Raw genomic sequence first — 18,233 nt, 5'->3', positions numbered from 1 at the left:
TTATTTAAAATTAAATTTAAATAATAAAATAATTTTTTGTTGTGTCAAAATTTACACATTTAATAAAATCCATAAGTATTAACCTAATAAAAGTTAGAAATTACTATATAGTATTTTTTATTTGCTGAATTATACTTGTAAGTGCAAGTAAATAAAATTGCAAAAAATCTCATATAAAAATTTCATGATGCTAAGTTTATTTTAAAAAAAACAAAGCAAGGAGTTTTTATATGGGTTACAAACATCTTGGCATATATGAAAGAATTTATATTGAGAATCAATTGAAGTTTAAAGTAAAAATTAGTGAAATAGCTAAAAATCTTAATCGAAGTATTAGTACTATTATTCGAGAAGTCAATAGAAATAAAGATAGTAATCATTATTTTTCATTAATTGCACAAAATAAAGCAGAAAACAGAAAACAATCACATGTTTATTTTCATAAGTTTAAAAATAGAGAATTAGTAAAATATATACAACAAAAATTACTATTAGGTTGATCGCCTGAACAAATTTATGGCAGAATTAAAAATTTTCATAAAGAATGAATTATTAGTTTTAAAACAATTTACAATTGAATTTATTCTGGATTACTTGAAAAAGTTACTAATAAAAATTTAAGAAGAAAAGGTAAGAAACGAAAATCTCAAGAAAATCGCGGTAAATTTAATGGTAAATCAATTAAAGAACGAAATATTAATGTTAATAATCGTATAACTGTTGGTCATTGAGAAGGTGATACTGTAGTATCATCACGAGGTAAAAGTAAATCATGTTTAATAACTTTAGTTGAAAGAACATCAAGATTTACTTTAGCAATGTTAGTTGAAAATAGAACTACTAAAGTTGTTAACGAAAACATTAGCCATTATTTATCAATTCTTCCAAATAATCTTGTTAAGACTATAACATTTGATAGGGGTAAAGAATTTTCTAATTGACAACAACTTGAAAAAAATTTAAATGTGAAAATTTATTTTGCTAATGCGTATTCGCCTTGACAAAGAGGTACTAATGAAAATACTAATGGTTTAATTAGAGAAAAATTTCCTAAAAAATTTAATTTTTCAAATACTACTAAAAATGCAGTTCATAAATTTATATTGTCTTTAAACCAAAGACCAAGAAAAATACTAAATTATCTTTCACCAATCGAATATTTGGTTAGAAAAATAATTTAGTTGCACTTAACTTTACAATTTGGCATTTACAAATAATTTGTAATTATTTTAATAAGTAATGCAAGAAGTCTATTATTTCCCAAACTGATTTAGCAGATTTAAAAGCAAAAGTACAAAGTTGATTAAGTGCTAATTGTCGTAATCCTTATTACTATAAAACTAAAAAACGCATTACTGCCTATTTAAATTTATGTACTTATTTCTATATTGCAGAAACTTCTTTAACAAAACTTATTAAAAAATATTTTAAGAATGCAACGAAAAGCTTTTATCGTTGGGCACAAAAAATTATGACCGCTTATTATTCTGATAATTTAGATTTGTTATTGTTTAAAACTACAAAACCACAAAATCTTAATTATCAATATAGTTTAAATTCTCGCAAAAAAGTATGTGATTTATATTTTGATTACAAAAATATCAAAGCCGGTGGAATGTGGTCTTTATTTAACAATTTAAAAATCGGTTTTCACGATATTAAAAATTCAGAAGTTCCTAAAAATATTAAAACTTTTTATCGTTGAATTAAATCTGACCCTCGTTTAAAAGAATTAAAACAACAAATCAAACAAACAAAACGCCATTTTAAGCGTTATGAAGTCTCCGAGATTGGTCTTTTACAAATGGATGCCAAAATCATTACTCCATCAAATTTTCCGGTTGATAAAAAATATTATATTTATGATTTCATTGACGAAATAACACGCATAGTATTTGGTTATGTTTATGATAGTTTAGGAACTAACAATGCCCTTAATGCCGTGCAAAGAGCAATGAAAGATTTCGGCGAACTTGGCATAACCATTAAACGCCTTCGCACTGATAATGCTCCGGAATTTACTACTACTAATTGAAGTAATAAAAAAGCATACAAAGTAAAAGAAAGGCCTTTTACAACCTTTCTTTCGCGGAACGGAATTGTCCATGAAACCACGCCGATTCGCTCACCACAATCAAATGGTAAAATTGAACGATTCCATCAACATTAGACTTCTTGCATTACTTATTAAAATAATTACAAATTATTTGTAAATGCTGAATTATACTTGTAAGTGCAAGTAAATAAAATTGCAAAAAATCTCATATAAAAATTTCATGATGCTAAGTTTATTTTAGAAAAAACAAAGCAAGGAGTTTTTATATGGGTTACAAACATCTTGGCATATATGAAAGAATTTATATTGAGAATCAATTGAAGTTTAAAGTAAAAATTAGTGAAATAGCTAAAAATCTTAATCGAAGTATTAGTACTATTATTCGAGAAGTCAATAGAAATAAAGATAGTAATCATTATTTTTCATTAATTGCACAAAATAAAGCAGAAAACAGAAAACAATCACATGTTTATTTTCATAAGTTTAAAAATAGAGAATTAGTAAAATATGTACAACAAAAATTACTATTAGGTTGATCGCCTGAACAAATTTATGGCAGAATTAAAAATTTTCATAAAGAATGAATTATTAGTTTTAAAACAATTTACAATTGAATTTATTCTGGATTACTTGAAAAAGTTACTAATAAAAATTTAAGAAGAAAAGGTAAGAAACGAAAATCTCAAGAAAATCGCGGTAAATTTAATGGTAAATCAATTAAAGAACGAAATATTAATGTTAATAATCGTATAACTGTTGGTCATTGAGAAGGTGATACTGTAGTATCATCACGAGGTAAAAGTAAATCATGTTTAATAACTTTAGTTGAAAGAACATCAAGATTTACTTTAGCAATGTTAGTTGAAAATAGAACTACTAAAGTTATTAACGAAAACATTAGCCATTATTTATCAATTCTTCCAAATAATCTTGTTAAGACTATAACATTTGATAGGGGTAAAGAATTTTCTAATTGACAACAACTTGAAAAAAATTTAAATGTGAAAATTTATTTTGCTAATGCGTATTCGCCTTGACAAAGAGGTACTAATGAAAATACTAATGGTTTAATTGCCAAATTGTAAAGTTAAGTGCAACTAAATTATTTTTCTAACCAAATATTCGATTGGTGAAAGATAATTTAGTATTTTTCTTGGTCTTTGGTTTAAAGACAATATAAATTTATGAACTGCATTTTTAGTAGTATTTGAAAAATTAAATTTTTTAGGAAATTTTTCTCTAATTAAACCATTAGTATTTTCATTAGTACCTCTTTGTCAAGGCGAATACGCATTAGCAAAATAAATTTTCACATTTAAATTTTTTTCAAGTTGTTGTCAATTAGAAAATTCTTTACCCCTATCAAATGTTATAGTCTTAACAAGATTATTTGGAAGAATTGATAAATAATGGCTAATGTTTTCGTTAACAACTTTAGTAGTTCTATTTTCAACTAACATTGCTAAAGTAAATCTTGATGTTCTTTCAACTAAAGTTATTAAACATGATTTACTTTTACCTCGTGATGATACTACAGTATCACCTTCTCAATGACCAACAGTTATACGATTATTAACATTAATATTTCGTTCTTTAATTGATTTACCATTAAATTTACCGCGATTTTCTTGAGATTTTCGTTTCTTACCTTTTCTTCTTAAATTTTTATTAGTAACTTTTTCAAGTAATCCAGAATAAATTCAATTGTAAATTGTTTTAAAACTAATAATTCATTCTTTATGAAAATTTTTAATTCTGCCATAAATTTGTTCAGGCGATCAACCTAATAGTAATTTTTGTTGTACATATTTTACTAATTCTCTATTTTTAAACTTATGAAAATAAACATGTGATTGTTTTCTGTTTTCTGCTTTATTTTGTGCAATTAATGAAAAATAATGATTACTATCTTTATTTCTATTGACTTCTCGAATAATAGTACTAATACTTCGATTAAGATTTTTAGCTATTTCACTAATTTTTACTTTAAACTTCAATTGATTCTCAATATAAATTCTTTCATATATGCCAAGATGTTTGTAACCCATATAAAAACTCCTTGCTTTGTTTTTTTTAAAATAAACTTAGCATCATGAAATTTTTATATAAGATTTTTTGCAATTTTATTTACTTGCACTTACAAGTATAATTCAGCAAATTAATAACTTTGTTAATTTGTGTTAAATTACCGATTTTAAAAAGAAAAATTAAAATACAACCTGCTAAAAATAAATAGCTTACAATGTTTTTAAAATAACCGTTGTAAATATATCAAATTGCTCCGCAATGTCATAAAATTAAAAATGAGGTGCGATTTAATTCAATAAAATGGTTATTTTTTTCTATTATTCATTTGCAAAATTTCATCTTGCACCTCACTTTATTTTTTTGTTAGCGTACCGCTCCAAGTAATTTTTCAAACATTTTAAAGCAAATAAAGAATATTGCCAAAATAAATGGAAAAATGAATATTCAGTAGTCAGCAAAGAAGTTACCGACTTGTGGCATATTAACAGCAATAATTTCTCACATTTTAGTAAAAGCTGTTATAATTGCATTTCATAATTTAGTCATCGCGTCACTAGCTGTTATTTTTTCTACTGTTGCAGGTGCATCGGCCAAGAAAGTTCCAATCATATAATCACCCCCTTTCTTTTTAAAACATTCATCATTTATATTCAAAGTTTTTCTTAAATTTGTTAAAACCACGATTAACCTTAACACGATTGTATTTTTTTCTAATTAATTTTGAATTTCTTTGGGAATGCATCACAATGTAACTTCTTGACATTAATTTTTTCCCTATCTAAATACTGATATGGTTTTTCAAAGTAGCATTAGAATAAATCACACCATAATCGCTGTTAAGAATCAAAAAGCAATGTTTGCTATTAAAAGTCAAAGTAGTTCTTTGGTTAAATCAACTTCCTTGCCAGAAACTCACGCCGGAATAGTTGTAATTTGAATAAATAAATCTCAGAAAGTTTGTTTAATTTGTTCTCAATTAAATTCTTTTAAGTTTATTGTCATTTTTTATCTCCCAAAAATCATTTTTATTGGTAAATACATAATTGAAATTAATGCGAAAAGAAAAGTAATGATAATAATTAATCCGGCAATAAACGCAACTTGTGCAGGCATTTTTTCTATCGGAACAAACAGTTTTAAGAATTCCATAATAATTTCTCAAAACATTATTTTTTATTCTCATTATTTTCTTTTGAATTAGGAGCTTTAACTCATTAGACTTGGTGCATAACTATAACTAGCTTAATTCAAAATTATATATTCCTGAAATTAAGTTAAATCGTAATCCAAATCTTCTAATCTTATTGCGATAATGATAAACTAGTATTTTAAATCTTTTTAATCTAGCAAAAACATGTTCAATGGCAATTCTAACTTTACTTAAAAAGCTATTATATTCCTTTTTATCTGGATTTTAAGGATTATTTTTACTCTTTTTAATTGGCAATAATGTATTTTTATGAACATTTTGCAAACCTTGATATCCTGAATCAGCAATTAATTCTAATTTTGGATTTATAAGTATATTTGATTTTAAAAATAACTTATAATCATGAATACTGCCATAACAAAAATCTACTGAAATAATTTTATTGTTAAATAAATCAATAATTATTTGCGATTTTAATGAATGTTGCCTTTTCTTACCAGAAAATAATAATTTTAGTTTTTTTTAATTCTTTCAATTGGAATTTCTGTAGCATCAATTGCTAATAAATTATTATTAGTACCCTTATTTTCCAATAATATCTTTTTGCCAGGTATATGAAAGTGACTATTTTTTATTAGAGTATTTTCAACTCAAAAGATATTATGAATACAACTAACATGACTAACTATTATATTTTTTTGCAATAATACGATATGTACTATATTCTTTTCAGTATTCTAAAGTCATAAGTAATCTTTGCTCTATTGATAATTTATTTGGTCTACCACCAATTTGTTTTTGTTTAGCTTCAGCTTCTTTTAAAATTTCTACCATTTTCATGAAAGTTTTATATTTTATGCCTATTAGACTATAAAATTCATTTTCGTCTTTGTATTTATCTAATATTTGTGCTTCATCTAGAAAATAATATTATCAAAATAATAGATAAAATTAAAGGTTATGTATCAAGTCTACTATATAATTAAATAAAAGGATATTGGAAGGAGGGAATTATAAAATATGAAAGATAAAATTGCTATTGGATGTGATCACGCTGGATATGTATTAAAAACTGCTCTTATTGAATATTTAAAAAATAATGAATATGAGGTTATTGATTTAGGAACTAATAGTAAAAAAGAACAAGTTGATTATCCTGATTATGCAAAATTAATTGGCAAAGAAGTAGGAAATGGTAATGCTAAGTATGGGATTTTAATTTGTGGTACAGGTATTGGAATAAGTATTAGTGCTAATCGCATGCCAAAAATTAGAGCGGCATTATGTTATGAAACAAAGTTAGCGGCCTTAGCTCGCGAACATAATGATGCTAATATTTTAGTTTTAGGAGGAAGAATTATTGCGCCTCAAAAAGCGATTTGAATTTTAGAAGAGTTTTTGAATACTAAATTTTCAAACCGCCATCAACAACGAGTTGAAAAAATTGAATTGAATTAGGAGATATTAAAAATGTTTAAAGATGATACCCAAGTAAATGATATTAGTTTAGAAGGAAAGGATATTGATTCATTAATAACTGATATTGATTCAGAAATACAAAATATTAATCTCAAAACAAATGATATTGATCCCGAACTAAAAGCAATTGTTAAAGAAGAACTTATTAGACAACAACAACATGTGGAATTAATTGCTTCGGAAAATTATGTTTCGCTTCCAGTGTTAAGATTAGCAGGTTCAATATTAACTAATAAATATGCTGAAGGATATCCGGGAAGAAGATATTATGGTGGTTGTGAATTTGTTGACAAAAGTGAAAATTTAGCGATTGAAAGATTAAAGACTTTATTTAATGCTGAACATGCTAATGTGCAACCACATTCTGGTAGTCAAGCCAATGCTGCTGCTTATCAAGCTATTTTAAAGCCGGATGATATTGTTTTGGCAATGAGTTTAGATGCTGGAGGACACTTAACACACGGACATAAATTGAATTTTTCAGGAATTGTTTATCAATTTTATGGTTATGGTGTTGATGAAAAAACTCAACAATTAGATTATGAAGCAATTAGACAACAAGCATTAGAACTTAAACCAAAATTAATTGTTGCTGGAGCGAGTGCATATTCAAGAACAATTGATTTTACTAAGTTTCGTGAAATTGCTGATGAAGTTGGAGCATTATTAATGGTTGATATGGCTCATATTGCTGGTTTAATTGCTGCTGGATTACATCAAAATCCTGTAACAGTAGCAGATATTGTAACAACAACAACACATAAAACATTACGAGGTCCAAGAAGTGGAGCAATTTTATGTAAAAAAGAATTAGCAAAAGCGATTGATCGAGCAGTATTTCCTGGTCAACAAGGAGGTCCTTTAGAACATATTATTGCTGCTAAAGCACAAGCATTTTATGAAGCGTCAACACCAGAATTTAAAGCATATCAACAGCAAATTATGGCTAATTGTAAAGTTTTAGAAAATATTTTTAGAAAACATGATATTAAACTGATTAGTGGCGGTACTGATAATCATTTAATGATTATTGATGTTAAATCATCATTTAATCGTACTGGGCAGGAATGTGAAAATATTTTGCATCAAATTGATGTTATTTGTAATAAAAATATGATTCCTTTTGATAAAGAAAAACCAATGACTACTAGCGGTATTCGGATTGGAACAGCAGCGATGACCACTAGAGGGTGAAAAGAAAAGGAATTTGAACAATTAGCAAATATAATTGTTAGTGTTCTTAAAGAGCATGGTAATACTGAAGAGAATATTGCTAAGCATAAACAACAAATTGGTATTTTATTAAAAAATTTTCCAATATATGAAAATTATCAATTATAAGTTTAGTTTATAATGTTTAGTAATTGTAAGAGGTGGTATGTATTTTTAGGGAACTTTTACTATTGTATTCAACAACTGTTTTAAGTGTTTCTAGTATTACGATGTTAAACCAATCTTTGCAAGCAATTAATACTGATTTTAGTTGGCGAATTACTAATCGGAGTAAAAGTAATAATGGTTATTTACAAATTGAAGAAAGTTTTGTAATATACCACAGACTTATGACAGACACAAGAAGTTTTTTAAAAAGGTAGAATTTAATTTTTATTTAAAATTTTTATAAAAAACTTGATACATAACCTTTAATTTTATCTACTATTTTGATAATAGACTTCTTGCATTACTTATTAAAATAATTACAAATTATTTGTAAATAAAAAATACTATATAGTAATTTCTAACTTTTATTAGGTTAATACTTATGGATTTTATTAAATGTGTAAATTTTGACACAACAAAAAATTATTTTATTATTTGCTGAATTATACTTGTAAGTGCAAGTAAATAAAATTGCAAAAAATCTCATATAAAAATTTCATGATGCTAAGTTTATTTTAGAAAAAACAAAGCAAGGAGTTTTTATATGGGTTACAAACATCTTGGCATATATGAAAGAATTTATATTGAGAATCAATTGAAGTTTAAAGTAAAAATTAGTGAAATAGCTAAAAATCTTAATCGAAGTATTAGTACTATTATTCGAGAAGTCAATAGAAATAAAGATAGTAATCATTATTTTTCATTAATTGCACAAAATAAAGCAGAAAACAGAAAACAATCACATGTTTATTTTCATAAGTTTAAAAATAGAGAATTAGTAAAATATGTACAACAAAAATTACTATTAGGTTGATCGCCTGAACAAATTTATGGCAGAATTAAAAATTTTCATAAAGAATGAATTATTAGTTTTAAAACAATTTACAATTGAATTTATTCTGGATTACTTGAAAAAGTTACTAATAAAAATTTAAGAAGAAAAGGTAAGAAACGAAAATCTCAAGAAAATCGCGGTAAATTTAATGGTAAATCAATTAAAGAACGAAATATTAATGTTAATAATCGTATAACTGTTGGTCATTGAGAAGGTGATACTGTAGTATCATCACGAGGTAAAAGTAAATCATGTTTAATAACTTTAGTTGAAAGAACATCAAGATTTACTTTAGCAATGTTAATTGAAAATAGAACTACTAAAGTTGTTAACGAAAACATTAGCCATTATTTATCAATTCTTCCAAATAATCTTGTTAAGACTATAACATTTGATAGGGGTAAAGAATTTTCTAATTGACAACAACTTGAAAAAAATTTAAATGTGAAAATTTATTTTGCTAATGCGTATTCGCCTTGACAAAGAGGTACTAATGAAAATACTAATGGTTTAATTAGAGAAAAATTTCCTAAAAAATTTAATTTTTCAAATACTACTAAAAATGCAGTTCATAAATTTATATTGTCTTTAAACCAAAGACCAAGAAAAATACTAAATTATCTTTCACCAATCGAATATTTGGTTAGAAAAATAATTTAGTTGCACTTAACTTTACAATTTGGCAAATTTATTATGATTACTATTACCACTTTATATTACTTTATTAATAATTTTTGTTTCGGGAATTTCTATTTTAGAAAAAAATAGCTATTTTAAACTAAAAAACAACTTGCAATACAAAGAATACTTAGCAAAAACATCAATTCTTATACCCTGAATTGGTAAAAAAGGATTACCGAAAAAATTACGGAACAGTAATTAATGTAATGGCATTATTGCCTAAATGCACTTTTAAAATATTTGCCATTTCCAAAAATTCAATATTATTAATTTGATATTTTAATGCTACTTTTTTAATTAAATTAATAGTTTTATCATCACATCACGATAATAAAACATACAATTTTTTAATTTTCCGATCAGAATGATTATTTTGTAAAATCATCACAACATTTTTTAATGCTCTAGTTAATGTTCTTGTAACACCAACCTTAGTAATTTTATCTTTACATTAAACTTGGTACATAACTATAACTAGCTTAATTCAAAATTATATATTCCTGAAATTAAGTTAAATCGTAATCCAAATCTTCTAATCTTATTGCGATAACGATAAACTACTATTTTAAATCTTTTTAATCTAGCAAAAACATGTTCAATGACAATTCTAACTTTACTTAAAAAGCTATTATATTCCTTTTTATCTGGATTTAAAGGATTATTTTTACTCTTTTTAATTGGCAATAATGTATTTTTATGAACATTTTGCAAACCTTGATATCCTGAATCAGCAATTAATTCTAATTTTGGATTTATAAGTGTATTTAATTTTAAAAATAACTTATAATAAATTAGCAATATAAGCAATTGATTTTGGAATTGTACCACGAATTGCTAAAAATTGCAAATTTCCTGGAATAATGTAAGCATCACTTGTTTGTTGAATAGGATTAATGATATCTTCTTGAATTTTATTTAAATCACCAGCATTATTAAGATATTCTTTAGTGGCTAAAATCATTGTTTTTAAAATAGACTTGGTACATAACCCTCAATTTTATCTACTATTTTGATAATATTATTTTCTAGATGAAGCACAAATGTTAGATAAATATAAAGATGAAAGTGAATTTTATAGTTTGGTAGGTACAAAATGTTATAGTTATGTACCAAGTCTAATAAATGAAGTATTTTTAGTATCTAACAAAATTATTCGACCACAATATTTTTCTTCCTTGCATAACATTAAAGCCATATGATACTGCCCAGAAATTTCTTTTGCTCGTGGAAGAAAAACTATTATCTCATATTGTAAAAGTACATCATCTCACACTGCTTCCAAATCACCAAGTAAAGCTTGACTAGTTTTTACAGTTGCTCTTTTTTAACAAAATTAAAAAGTTTAGTATCATTAATTTCATCATTATCTTTAAAACTCTTGTTACTATTAATAGAAATCATTAATGGAATAACAACAACATTATATTTTTTTTGCTCTAAAGTACTAAATCCTGCTGATGAATCAGTCATAATAACTATCTTTTTCATTAGCGATTAACCTTCTCATTTAAAAATTTTAAAAAAGAAACTAATTATAAAAAATTAATTTCTTAATAAGATTATTTTAATTAACTTTCTCACAATAACTAAATTCAGCTTCCACAGGAACATATCTTCCCCCAAAAACTTCAATATTAATTGTTGCTACACCTTTACTATAATCCATACCAATAACTTCACCTTCTTTATTTTCAAAAGCTCCTGATAATATTTTAGCAAGGTCTCCTTCTTTAAAGTCAGCAACAAATACTTGTTGAACTTTTTTACTACTAATATTACTTTTTTCTTCGCTGCGTCTTAACATATCTCTAACTTCAGTACGCGATAATGGAAACGGTTTTGATCAATTTCCACTAGACCCAATAAACCCAGTAACACCAGGGGTATTTCTAACAATAAATCAAGCATCATCAGTCATATACATATTAACAAATAAATAACCTGGATATGGATTTTTTCCAATCATTAATTTTGTTTTTTTTGACATTTCTTGCTGTTTCACAATTCGAACATCAAAAATAAAGTTTTTCATATTTAAAGTTTCAACTCGTTGTAATAAATCTTCTTTAACTTTTTCTTCATGACCACTATAACAATTAATTATATATCACTTACCTAATAAATCACTAGAATCCTTTTCTTGTTTAATATCTTCTTTTATCATCTTTTTCTACTCCTTATTAAATGACTAAAATTTTACTAACTTCTAAAATTAATTGTAATAATGTTTGAACAATTGCAAAGAAAATTGCAAAGAAAGTAATAAATCCAACAGTTAATCAAAATTTTTTATTTAACTGCAAACTTTTTGCTCAACGAACACGACGCATTTCTCTAGTCATTAATAATGGTAAATCCAGTAAAGATTTTTTAAATCTCTGACCACGATTTTCATTTATTTTTGAATCTAAAATACTTTTTTTAATAATCGTCTCTTTAGTTTGTGAATTAACTTTTCTTTGTTCTAAAATCGGTTTAGTTTTTTTAACTTTTAATACCTTATGTTCAGATTTTACCTTTTTTACTTTGCTTTTTTCTTTAGCCATCAATATTTATTTCCTCTCTAAAATATTATCTTGTTTCCTTATGAACTGTATGTTGATTACAGTGTTTACAAAATTTTTTTAAAGATAATCTAACAGTTTGATTAGAACTATTAGTAAAAGTATTATAGTTTCTTGACAGACATTGATCACAAACTAAAATAATTTTTTGTTGCATTATCTTTCTCCCTTTTTATCCATATACATTATATAATAACAAAAATATGCTGTCAAATAACAATTATATTAGGGGGAAAAGTTGTTATCGGTATATCCTTAAACAGACAACGCTTATATCACACCTTCTCATGCTAACAATGCCAATTTAATTTCTACCCCATAAAGATAATTAATCCGTTTACTATTTTTATTAATAACCCGATGACACGGAATACTAATTGCTAACGGGTTTCTTTTTAATGCTGACCCCACTGTTCGTGCTGCTAATGGATGATTAATCATTTTAGCAATGTCACTATAAGTTCTCGCCTCACCATAAGGGATTTGTTTTGTTGCTTCCAATACCTTCTGACTAAACTTAGTTGTATTTAATACATAATCAAACGAAAATATTTTTCTTTGATTTATAAAATATTGAGCAATTTCTTGTAAACATTGTTTTATTTCTTTTGATAATGATGAAAACAAAGGACAAGCTAAAATGAAACTAATATTAATAATTTTATTATTTTGACTAATCACCATCACTAATCCCGCAGGACTTTGATAATATCCTTGTTTCATATTTTTAACCTTACCTTACATACAATCACGATTTTTTTGTAATTTAATTTTTGCTCGTTGATAAGCATTATCAACACTTTTATAACTAATATTTAATTTATGGGATATTTCTGCATTAGACTTGGTACATAACTATAACTAGCTTAATTCAAAATTATATATTCCTGAAATTAAGTTAAATCGTAATCCAAATCTTCTAATCTTATTGCGATAACGATAAACTAGTATTTTAAATCTTTTTAATCTAACAAAAACATGTTCAATGGCAATTCTAACTTTACTTAAAAAGCTATTATATTCCTTTTTATCTGGATTTAAAGGATTATTTTTACTCTTTTTAATTGGCAATAATGTATTTTTATGAACATTTTGCAAACCTTGATATCCTGAATCAGCAATTAATTCTAATTTTGGATTTATAAGTGTATTTGATTTTAAAAATAACTTATAATCATGAATACTGCCATAACAAAAATCTACTGAAATAATTTTATTGTTAAATAAATCAATAATTATTTGCGATTTTAATGAATGTTGCCTTTTCTTACCAGAAAATAATAATTTTAGTTTTTTTTAATTCTTTCAATTGGAATTTCTGTAGCATCAATTGCTAATAAATTATTATTAGTACCCTTATTTTCCAATAATATCCTTTTGCCAGGTATATGAAAGTGACTATTTTTTATTAGAGTATTTTCAACTCAAAAGATATTACGAATACAACTAACATGACTAATATTAGACTTCTTGCATTACTTATTAAAATAATTACAAATTATTTGTAAATAAAAAATACTATATAGTAATTTCTAACTTTTATTAGGTTAATACTTATGGATTTTATTAAATGTGTAAATTTTGACACAACAAAAAATTATTTTATTATTTAAATTTAATTTTGCTGAATTATACTTGTAAGTGCAAGTAAATAAAATTGCAAAAAATCTCATATAAAAATTTCATGATGCTAAGTTTATTTTAGAAAAAACAAAGCAAGGAGTTTTTATATGGGTTACAAACATCTTGGCATATATGAAAGAATTTATATTGAGAATCAATTGAAGTTTAAAGTAAAAATTAGTGAAATAGCTAAAAATCTTAATCGAAGTATTAGTACTATTATTCGAGAAGTCAATAGAAATAAAGATAGTAATCATTATTTTTCATTAATTGCACAAAATAAAGCAGAAAACAGAAAACAATCACATGTTTATTTTCATAAGTTTAAAAATAGAGAATTAGTAAAATATGTACAACAAAAATTACTATTAGGTTGATCGCCTGAACAAATTTATGGCAGAATTAAAAATTTTCATAAAGAATGAATTATTAGTTTTAAAACAATTTACAATTGAATTTATTCTGGATTACTTGAAAAAGTTACTAATAAAAATTTAAGAAGAAAAGGTAAGAAACGAAAATCTCAAGAAAATCGCGGTAAATTTAATGGTAAATCAATTAAAGAACGAAATATTAATGTTAATAATCGTATAACTGTTGGTCATTGAGAAGGTGATACTGTAGTATCATCACGAGGTAAAAGTAAATCATGTTTAATAACTTTAGTTGAAAGAACATCAAGATTTACTTTAGCAATGTTAGTTGAAAATAGAACTACTAAAGTTGTTAACGAAAACATTAGCCATTATTTATCAATTCTTCCAAATAATCTTGTTAAGACTATAACATTTGATAGGGGTAAAGAATTTTCTAATTGACAACAACTTGAAAAAAATTTAAATGTGAAAATTTATTTTGCTAATGCGTATTCGCCTTGACAAAGAGGTACTAATGAAAATACTAATGGTTTAATTAGAGAAAAATTTCCTAAAAAATTTAATTTTTCAAATACTACTAAAAATGCAGTTCATAAATTTATATTGTCTTTAAACCAAAGACCAAGAAAAATACTAAATTATCTTTCACCAATCGAATATTTGGTTAGAAAAATAATTTAGTTGCACTTAACTTTACAATTTGGCTTTAAATAAATATTTTATGTTATCTATAATTGCAAATTATAAATTGAAGCAATTAAATTAAATCTTAAACTAAATCGTTTTCTACGATTACGATATTTTTCAGTAATAATTTTAAATTTTTTAAGAATAGCAAAAATATTTTCAATAATAATTCTCATTTTTGAAATTAATTTATTATTATGTTTTTGTTCTTTATTTAAAGGGTTTTTCTTTGTTTTTTTCTTAGGTATTAGAACATTACTATGAATTTTTTGTATTCCTTGATAACCATTATCAACTATTAATTTAGTATTTTTTAAAATTGGGATTTTTGATTCTTTAAATAAACAAAAATCATGCTTTTTACCGAGAGAAAAATTTGTTGCAATAATTATTTTGCTTTCTTTTTCAATAATTACTTGTGTTTTAATAGTGTGTTTTTTCTTTTTTCCTGAATAAGATTGTTTTTGTCTTTTTTTGGGCGTTGAATGGATGTTTCTGTAGCATCAATAATAATTGTTTTATCATTAAAATAATCATTTATTAATGCTTTTTTACCAGCAAGTTGTTGAAAATCAGGATGTTTGATTAAAATATCTTCAATTCACTTGATATTTCGATAACAACTAGCTTCACTAATATCAAAACTTTTACCAAGATGAAAATAAGTACGATATTCTCGTCAATATGATAAAGTCATCAATAATCTATTTTCTAATGATAATTTATTATTTTTACCACCTCTTTTAAACTTTTTTAACTCAGCTTCTTTTAAAATATTTAACATTTTATTAAAAGTACTTTGCTTTATTCCAGTTAATCGTAATAATTCTTTATCATTAATAAAATTAAATTTATCAAATTTCATAATCTTAAATTCCTTATAATTTCTATTTTAAATATATTTTATAGGAATTTTGTTTAATAAATAAGTAATGCAAGAAGTCTATTATATTTTTTTGCAATAATACGATATGTACTATATTCTTTTCAGTATTCTAAAGTCATAAGTAATCTTTGCTCTATTCATAATTTATTTGGTCTACCACCAATTTGTTTTTGTTTAGCTTCAGCTTCTTTTAAAATTTCTACCATTTCATGGAAGTTTTATATTTTATGCCTATTAGACTAGACTTGGCACATAACTATAACATTTTGCACCTACCAAACTATAAAATTCATTTTCGTCTTTGTATTTATCTAACATTTGTACTTCACCTAGGAAATAATATTATCAAAATAGTAGATAAAATTAAAGGTTATGTACCAAGTCTATTGTAATAAATCTCATTTTAATCTTTGTTGCATATAATTAGAAAAACTTTTATTTGCTGTTTCACGATAAGTTTTCATACTGTTATAAAATGAAAAATATTGTAAAGAACTAAAATCACTTAACTCTAGAGGAATTGATGAAAATTTTCGAAAAGTTATAAAAGTAATTTTTTCAATTAAAGCCAAATTGTAAAGTTAAGTGCAACTAAATTATTTTTCTAACCAAATATTCGATTGGTGAAAGATAATTTAGTATTTTTCTTGGTCTTTGGTTTAAAGACAATATAAATTTATGAACTGCATTTTTAGTAGTATTTGAAAAATTAAATTTTTTAGGAAATTTTTCTCTAATTAAACCATTAGTATTTTCATTAGTACCTCTTTGTCAAGGCGAATACGCATTAGCAAAATAAATTTTCACATTTAAATTTTTTTCAAGTTGTTGTCAATTAGAAAATTCTTTACCCCTATCAAATGTTATAGTCTTAACAAGATTATTTGGAAGAATTGATAAATAATGGCTAATGTTTTCGTTAACAACTTTAGTAGTTCTATTTTCAACTAACATTGCTAAAGTAAATCTTGATGTTCTTTCAACTAAAGTTATTAAACATGATTTACTTTTACCTCCTGATGATACTGTAGTATCACCTTCTCAATGACCAACAGTTATACGATTATTAACATTAATATTTCGTTTTTTAATTGATTTACCATTAAATTTACCGCGATTTTCTTGAGATTTTCGTTTCTTACCTTTTCTTCTTAAATTTTTATTAGTAACTTTTTCAAGTAATCCAGAATAAATTCAATTGTAAATTGTTTTAAAACTAATAATTCATTCTTTATGAAAATTTTTAATTCTGCCATAAATTTGTTCAGGCGATCAACCTAATAGTAATTTTTGTTGTACATATTTTACTAATTCTCTATTTTTAAACTTATGAAAATAAACATGTGATTGTTTTCTGTTTTCTGCTTTATTTTGTGCAATTAATGAAAAATAATGATTACTATCTTTATTTCTATTGACTTCTCGAATAATAGTACTAATACTTCGATTAAGATTTTTAGCTATTTCACTAATTTTTACTTTAAACTTCAATTGATTCTCAATATAAATTCTTTCATATATGCCAAGATGTTTGTAACCCATATAAAAACTCCTTGCTTTGTTTTTTCTAAAATAAACTTAGCATCATGAAATTTTTATATGAGATTTTTTGCAATTTTATTTACTTGCACTTACAAGTATAATTCAGCTAAATTAAAATATTTTTTTCATAAAAATATAAACGCTGGTTGTTGAAAGGCAATTTGGTATTGATATATTAATTCATTATCTTCCATTTAAACTCCTTAATTATTTTGATTATTCCGAACTTGATATAATAGCAAAGCACTAGCAACAGCAACATTTAAAGAATTAATATGACCTTGCATTGGTACTTTAACAATATAATCAGAATTATTTAAAAGTTTCTGACTAACACCTTTACCTTCATTACCAACAATTAAAGCAATCGGTTTTTTATAGTCAACATTATAATAATTAATTTCGGTATTTAAAGCACTAGCAACAATCCAAAAACCACTTTCTTTTAATATAGTTAAAGTATTACTAAGATTAGTTACTTTAACAACTGGTACATAGTTAATCGCGCCAACAGAAGTTTTTGCAACCGTAGCATTTAATTCTACTTGTCTTTGCTTCAAAATAATAACCGCATCAACATTAACAGCATCACAACTTCGCAAAATTGCTCCAAAATTTCTTGGATCTTCAATTTGATCTAAAATTAAAATTAAAGGATATTTCTTAGTTTTTACTTTTTGTAAAACTACTTCTAAAGAAGTATACGGATATTCCTTAATTAAACAGACAATTCCTTGATGCTTTGAATGTTTAACTAATAGTAATAATTGTTCTTTATTACTAATAACATAAGAAATATTCGCCTGCTTTAATTGTTCAATAATAACTCTTTCTTGTGGTAAAATAAAAACTTTTTCAATTCGTTGCCGGTCATCAACTAACAATTGTTTTAAAGGATTTTTACCATAAATATAATTTGCCATTTTTGTTACTCCTTAATAAAGA

30 protein-coding genes and 1 pseudogene are annotated in these 18,233 nt (G+C 24.8%); 10 read left to right on the top strand and 21 right to left on the bottom strand.

The window, feature by feature from the left end; all coding sequences use genetic code 4:
• Nucleotides 1-230 precede the first annotated feature (230 nt).
• From AAHJ00_RS07725 to AAHJ00_RS07715, 3 genes are all read left to right on the top strand, one after another.
• Entirely contained in the window at nucleotides 231-1,181 is a 951-nt protein-coding gene (locus AAHJ00_RS07725; RefSeq protein WP_342223994.1) for an IS30 family transposase, read from the top strand.
• A gap of 290 nt (nucleotides 1,182-1,471) precedes the next feature.
• A complete protein-coding gene (locus tag AAHJ00_RS07720; protein WP_342224038.1) occupies nucleotides 1,472-2,170 on the top strand; it encodes a DDE-type integrase/transposase/recombinase in 699 nt (232 codons plus the stop codon).
• Nucleotides 2,171-2,322: 152 nt separating this feature from the next.
• Nucleotides 2,323-3,141 carry an IS30 family transposase gene (locus AAHJ00_RS07715; protein ID WP_342224037.1) on the top strand — a complete coding sequence of 273 codons (819 nt, stop codon included), beginning with the start codon at nucleotides 2,323-2,325 and terminating at the stop codon, nucleotides 3,139-3,141.
• 12 nt (nucleotides 3,142-3,153) lie between these two features.
• Here AAHJ00_RS07715 and AAHJ00_RS07710 read toward each other — a convergent pair whose 3' ends face one another.
• From AAHJ00_RS07710 to AAHJ00_RS07685, 7 genes and pseudogenes are all read right to left on the bottom strand, one after another.
• Complete coding sequence (locus tag AAHJ00_RS07710; protein ID WP_342223478.1) at nucleotides 3,154-4,104, bottom strand: IS30 family transposase; 951 nt, start codon at nucleotides 4,102-4,104, stop codon at nucleotides 3,154-3,156.
• Nucleotides 4,105-4,183: 79 nt separating this feature from the next.
• Nucleotides 4,184-4,423: a hypothetical protein gene (locus AAHJ00_RS07705; protein ID WP_342224012.1), complete on the bottom strand. Its 240-nt coding sequence runs from the start codon at nucleotides 4,421-4,423 to the stop codon at nucleotides 4,184-4,186.
• A 24-nt stretch (nucleotides 4,424-4,447) separates the two neighbouring features.
• On the bottom strand, nucleotides 4,448-4,693 hold the full coding sequence (locus AAHJ00_RS07700; protein WP_338967504.1) for a hypothetical protein: 246 nt from the start codon (nucleotides 4,691-4,693) through the stop codon (nucleotides 4,448-4,450).
• Between the two features lie 165 nt (nucleotides 4,694-4,858).
• Nucleotides 4,859-5,086, bottom strand: a complete 228-nt coding sequence (locus tag AAHJ00_RS07695) for a hypothetical protein (RefSeq protein ID WP_342224036.1) — start codon at nucleotides 5,084-5,086, stop codon at nucleotides 4,859-4,861.
• Nucleotides 5,087-5,321: 235 nt separating this feature from the next.
• Nucleotides 5,322-5,687, bottom strand: a pseudogene (locus AAHJ00_RS08025) (transposase family protein).
• Between the two features lie 59 nt (nucleotides 5,688-5,746).
• On the bottom strand, nucleotides 5,747-5,938 hold the full coding sequence (locus AAHJ00_RS07690) for a hypothetical protein (RefSeq protein WP_342224035.1): 192 nt from the start codon (nucleotides 5,936-5,938) through the stop codon (nucleotides 5,747-5,749).
• Nucleotides 5,916-6,074 (bottom strand): transposase family protein, encoded by a 159-nt coding sequence (locus AAHJ00_RS07685; protein ID WP_342224034.1) that lies wholly within the window; start codon nucleotides 6,072-6,074, stop codon nucleotides 5,916-5,918. The genes AAHJ00_RS07690 and AAHJ00_RS07685 overlap by 23 nt, the downstream gene beginning before the upstream one ends.
• Nucleotides 6,075-6,254: 180 nt before the next feature.
• On the opposite strand from AAHJ00_RS07685, the gene rpiB reads away from it, so the two are divergent.
• From rpiB to AAHJ00_RS08020, 4 genes are all read left to right on the top strand, one after another.
• The gene (gene rpiB / locus AAHJ00_RS07680; RefSeq protein ID WP_342224033.1) at nucleotides 6,255-6,692 is read left to right on the top strand and encodes a ribose 5-phosphate isomerase B; all 438 of its coding nucleotides are present in this window, start codon (nucleotides 6,255-6,257) and stop codon (nucleotides 6,690-6,692) included.
• A 12-nt stretch (nucleotides 6,693-6,704) separates the two neighbouring features.
• Nucleotides 6,705-8,054, top strand: coding sequence for a serine hydroxymethyltransferase (glyA, locus tag AAHJ00_RS07675; RefSeq protein ID WP_342223589.1), 1,350 nt, complete (start codon nucleotides 6,705-6,707; stop codon nucleotides 8,052-8,054).
• Nucleotides 8,055-8,637: 583 nt separating this feature from the next.
• Nucleotides 8,638-9,588 (top strand): IS30 family transposase, encoded by a 951-nt coding sequence (locus AAHJ00_RS07670; protein ID WP_342223524.1) that lies wholly within the window; start codon nucleotides 8,638-8,640, stop codon nucleotides 9,586-9,588.
• 19 nt (nucleotides 9,589-9,607) lie between these two features.
• Nucleotides 9,608-9,811, top strand: a complete 204-nt coding sequence (locus tag AAHJ00_RS08020) for a DUF1295 domain-containing protein (RefSeq protein WP_425288859.1) — start codon at nucleotides 9,608-9,610, stop codon at nucleotides 9,809-9,811.
• On the opposite strand, the gene AAHJ00_RS07665 is transcribed toward AAHJ00_RS08020, so the two are convergent.
• From AAHJ00_RS07665 to AAHJ00_RS07655, 3 genes are all read right to left on the bottom strand, one after another.
• On the bottom strand, nucleotides 9,794-9,994 hold the full coding sequence (locus AAHJ00_RS07665; RefSeq protein WP_342224032.1) for a hypothetical protein: 201 nt from the start codon (nucleotides 9,992-9,994) through the stop codon (nucleotides 9,794-9,796). The genes AAHJ00_RS08020 and AAHJ00_RS07665 overlap by 18 nt on opposite strands.
• An 89-nt stretch (nucleotides 9,995-10,083) precedes the next feature.
• Nucleotides 10,084-10,320 carry a transposase family protein gene (locus AAHJ00_RS07660; protein ID WP_342224031.1) on the bottom strand — a complete coding sequence of 79 codons (237 nt, stop codon included), beginning with the start codon at nucleotides 10,318-10,320 and terminating at the stop codon, nucleotides 10,084-10,086.
• A gap of 70 nt (nucleotides 10,321-10,390) precedes the next feature.
• Nucleotides 10,391-10,570: a hypothetical protein gene (locus AAHJ00_RS07655; protein WP_342224030.1), complete on the bottom strand. Its 180-nt coding sequence runs from the start codon at nucleotides 10,568-10,570 to the stop codon at nucleotides 10,391-10,393.
• A 79-nt stretch (nucleotides 10,571-10,649) separates the two neighbouring features.
• Here AAHJ00_RS07655 and AAHJ00_RS07650 point away from each other — a divergent pair, with 79 nt between their 5' ends.
• Nucleotides 10,650-10,937 (top strand): hypothetical protein, encoded by a 288-nt coding sequence (locus AAHJ00_RS07650; RefSeq protein ID WP_342224029.1) that lies wholly within the window; start codon nucleotides 10,650-10,652, stop codon nucleotides 10,935-10,937.
• Here the strand turns inward: AAHJ00_RS07650 and AAHJ00_RS07645 are convergent.
• The 7 genes from AAHJ00_RS07645 to AAHJ00_RS07615 form a co-directional block, all read right to left on the bottom strand.
• Nucleotides 10,918-11,097 (bottom strand): DegV family protein, encoded by a 180-nt coding sequence (locus AAHJ00_RS07645; protein WP_342224028.1) that lies wholly within the window; start codon nucleotides 11,095-11,097, stop codon nucleotides 10,918-10,920. The two genes, AAHJ00_RS07650 and AAHJ00_RS07645, sit on opposite strands and share 20 nt — an antisense overlap.
• 76 nt (nucleotides 11,098-11,173) lie before the next feature.
• Nucleotides 11,174-11,773: a transcription termination/antitermination protein NusG gene (gene nusG / locus AAHJ00_RS07640; RefSeq protein WP_342224027.1), complete on the bottom strand. Its 600-nt coding sequence runs from the start codon at nucleotides 11,771-11,773 to the stop codon at nucleotides 11,174-11,176.
• A 16-nt stretch (nucleotides 11,774-11,789) separates the two neighbouring features.
• A complete protein-coding gene (locus AAHJ00_RS07635; RefSeq protein WP_342224026.1) occupies nucleotides 11,790-12,155 on the bottom strand; it encodes a hypothetical protein in 366 nt (121 codons plus the stop codon).
• A 25-nt stretch (nucleotides 12,156-12,180) separates the two neighbouring features.
• On the bottom strand, nucleotides 12,181-12,330 hold the full coding sequence (gene rpmG, locus AAHJ00_RS07630) for a 50S ribosomal protein L33 (protein ID WP_342224025.1): 150 nt from the start codon (nucleotides 12,328-12,330) through the stop codon (nucleotides 12,181-12,183).
• 113 nt (nucleotides 12,331-12,443) lie between these two features.
• Nucleotides 12,444-12,896: a methylated-DNA--[protein]-cysteine S-methyltransferase gene (locus tag AAHJ00_RS07625; RefSeq protein WP_342224024.1), complete on the bottom strand. Its 453-nt coding sequence runs from the start codon at nucleotides 12,894-12,896 to the stop codon at nucleotides 12,444-12,446.
• 138 nt (nucleotides 12,897-13,034) lie between these two features.
• Nucleotides 13,035-13,400: a transposase family protein gene (locus tag AAHJ00_RS07620; RefSeq protein ID WP_342224632.1), complete on the bottom strand. Its 366-nt coding sequence runs from the start codon at nucleotides 13,398-13,400 to the stop codon at nucleotides 13,035-13,037.
• Nucleotides 13,401-13,720: 320 nt separating this feature from the next.
• The gene (locus AAHJ00_RS07615; RefSeq protein ID WP_342223603.1) at nucleotides 13,721-13,846 is read right to left on the bottom strand and encodes a hypothetical protein; all 126 of its coding nucleotides are present in this window, start codon (nucleotides 13,844-13,846) and stop codon (nucleotides 13,721-13,723) included.
• A gap of 57 nt (nucleotides 13,847-13,903) precedes the next feature.
• Here AAHJ00_RS07615 and AAHJ00_RS07610 point away from each other — a divergent pair, with 57 nt between their 5' ends.
• Nucleotides 13,904-14,854 carry an IS30 family transposase gene (locus AAHJ00_RS07610; protein ID WP_342223478.1) on the top strand — a complete coding sequence of 317 codons (951 nt, stop codon included), beginning with the start codon at nucleotides 13,904-13,906 and terminating at the stop codon, nucleotides 14,852-14,854.
• 47 nt (nucleotides 14,855-14,901) lie between these two features.
• On the opposite strand, the gene AAHJ00_RS07605 is transcribed toward AAHJ00_RS07610, so the two are convergent.
• The 3 genes from AAHJ00_RS07605 to AAHJ00_RS07595 all read right to left on the bottom strand — a co-directional run bounded on the left by AAHJ00_RS07605 (nucleotide 14,902) and on the right by AAHJ00_RS07595 (nucleotide 17,288).
• A protein-coding gene (locus tag AAHJ00_RS07605) for an IS5 family transposase (RefSeq protein ID WP_342224023.1) occupies nucleotides 14,902-15,725 on the bottom strand; the annotation gives its coding sequence in 2 pieces (ribosomal slippage) (nucleotides 14,902-15,329 and nucleotides 15,329-15,725; 825 coding nt in all).
• 53 nt (nucleotides 15,726-15,778) lie between these two features.
• Entirely contained in the window at nucleotides 15,779-15,952 is a 174-nt protein-coding gene (locus AAHJ00_RS07600) for a transposase family protein (RefSeq protein ID WP_342224022.1), read from the bottom strand.
• Nucleotides 15,953-16,337: 385 nt separating this feature from the next.
• On the bottom strand, nucleotides 16,338-17,288 hold the full coding sequence (locus AAHJ00_RS07595; RefSeq protein WP_342224021.1) for an IS30 family transposase: 951 nt from the start codon (nucleotides 17,286-17,288) through the stop codon (nucleotides 16,338-16,340).
• Nucleotides 17,289-17,345: 57 nt separating this feature from the next.
• Here AAHJ00_RS07595 and AAHJ00_RS07590 point away from each other — a divergent pair, with 57 nt between their 5' ends.
• Nucleotides 17,346-17,486 (top strand): hypothetical protein, encoded by a 141-nt coding sequence (locus AAHJ00_RS07590; RefSeq protein ID WP_342224020.1) that lies wholly within the window; start codon nucleotides 17,346-17,348, stop codon nucleotides 17,484-17,486.
• A 5-nt stretch (nucleotides 17,487-17,491) separates the two neighbouring features.
• On the opposite strand, the gene rlmB is transcribed toward AAHJ00_RS07590, so the two are convergent.
• Nucleotides 17,492-18,211 (bottom strand): 23S rRNA (guanosine(2251)-2'-O)-methyltransferase RlmB, encoded by a 720-nt coding sequence (rlmB, locus tag AAHJ00_RS07585; protein ID WP_342224019.1) that lies wholly within the window; start codon nucleotides 18,209-18,211, stop codon nucleotides 17,492-17,494.
• Nucleotides 18,212-18,233 lie beyond the last annotated feature (22 nt).

It is taken from the genome of Spiroplasma endosymbiont of Asaphidion curtum, assembly GCF_964031085.1.
Classification (GTDB): Bacteria; Bacillota_I; Bacilli_A; order Mycoplasmatales; family Nriv7; genus Nriv7.
The sequence above is the reverse complement of the archived record's forward strand: the minus strand, read 5'-3'. Positions and strand labels throughout refer to the sequence as shown.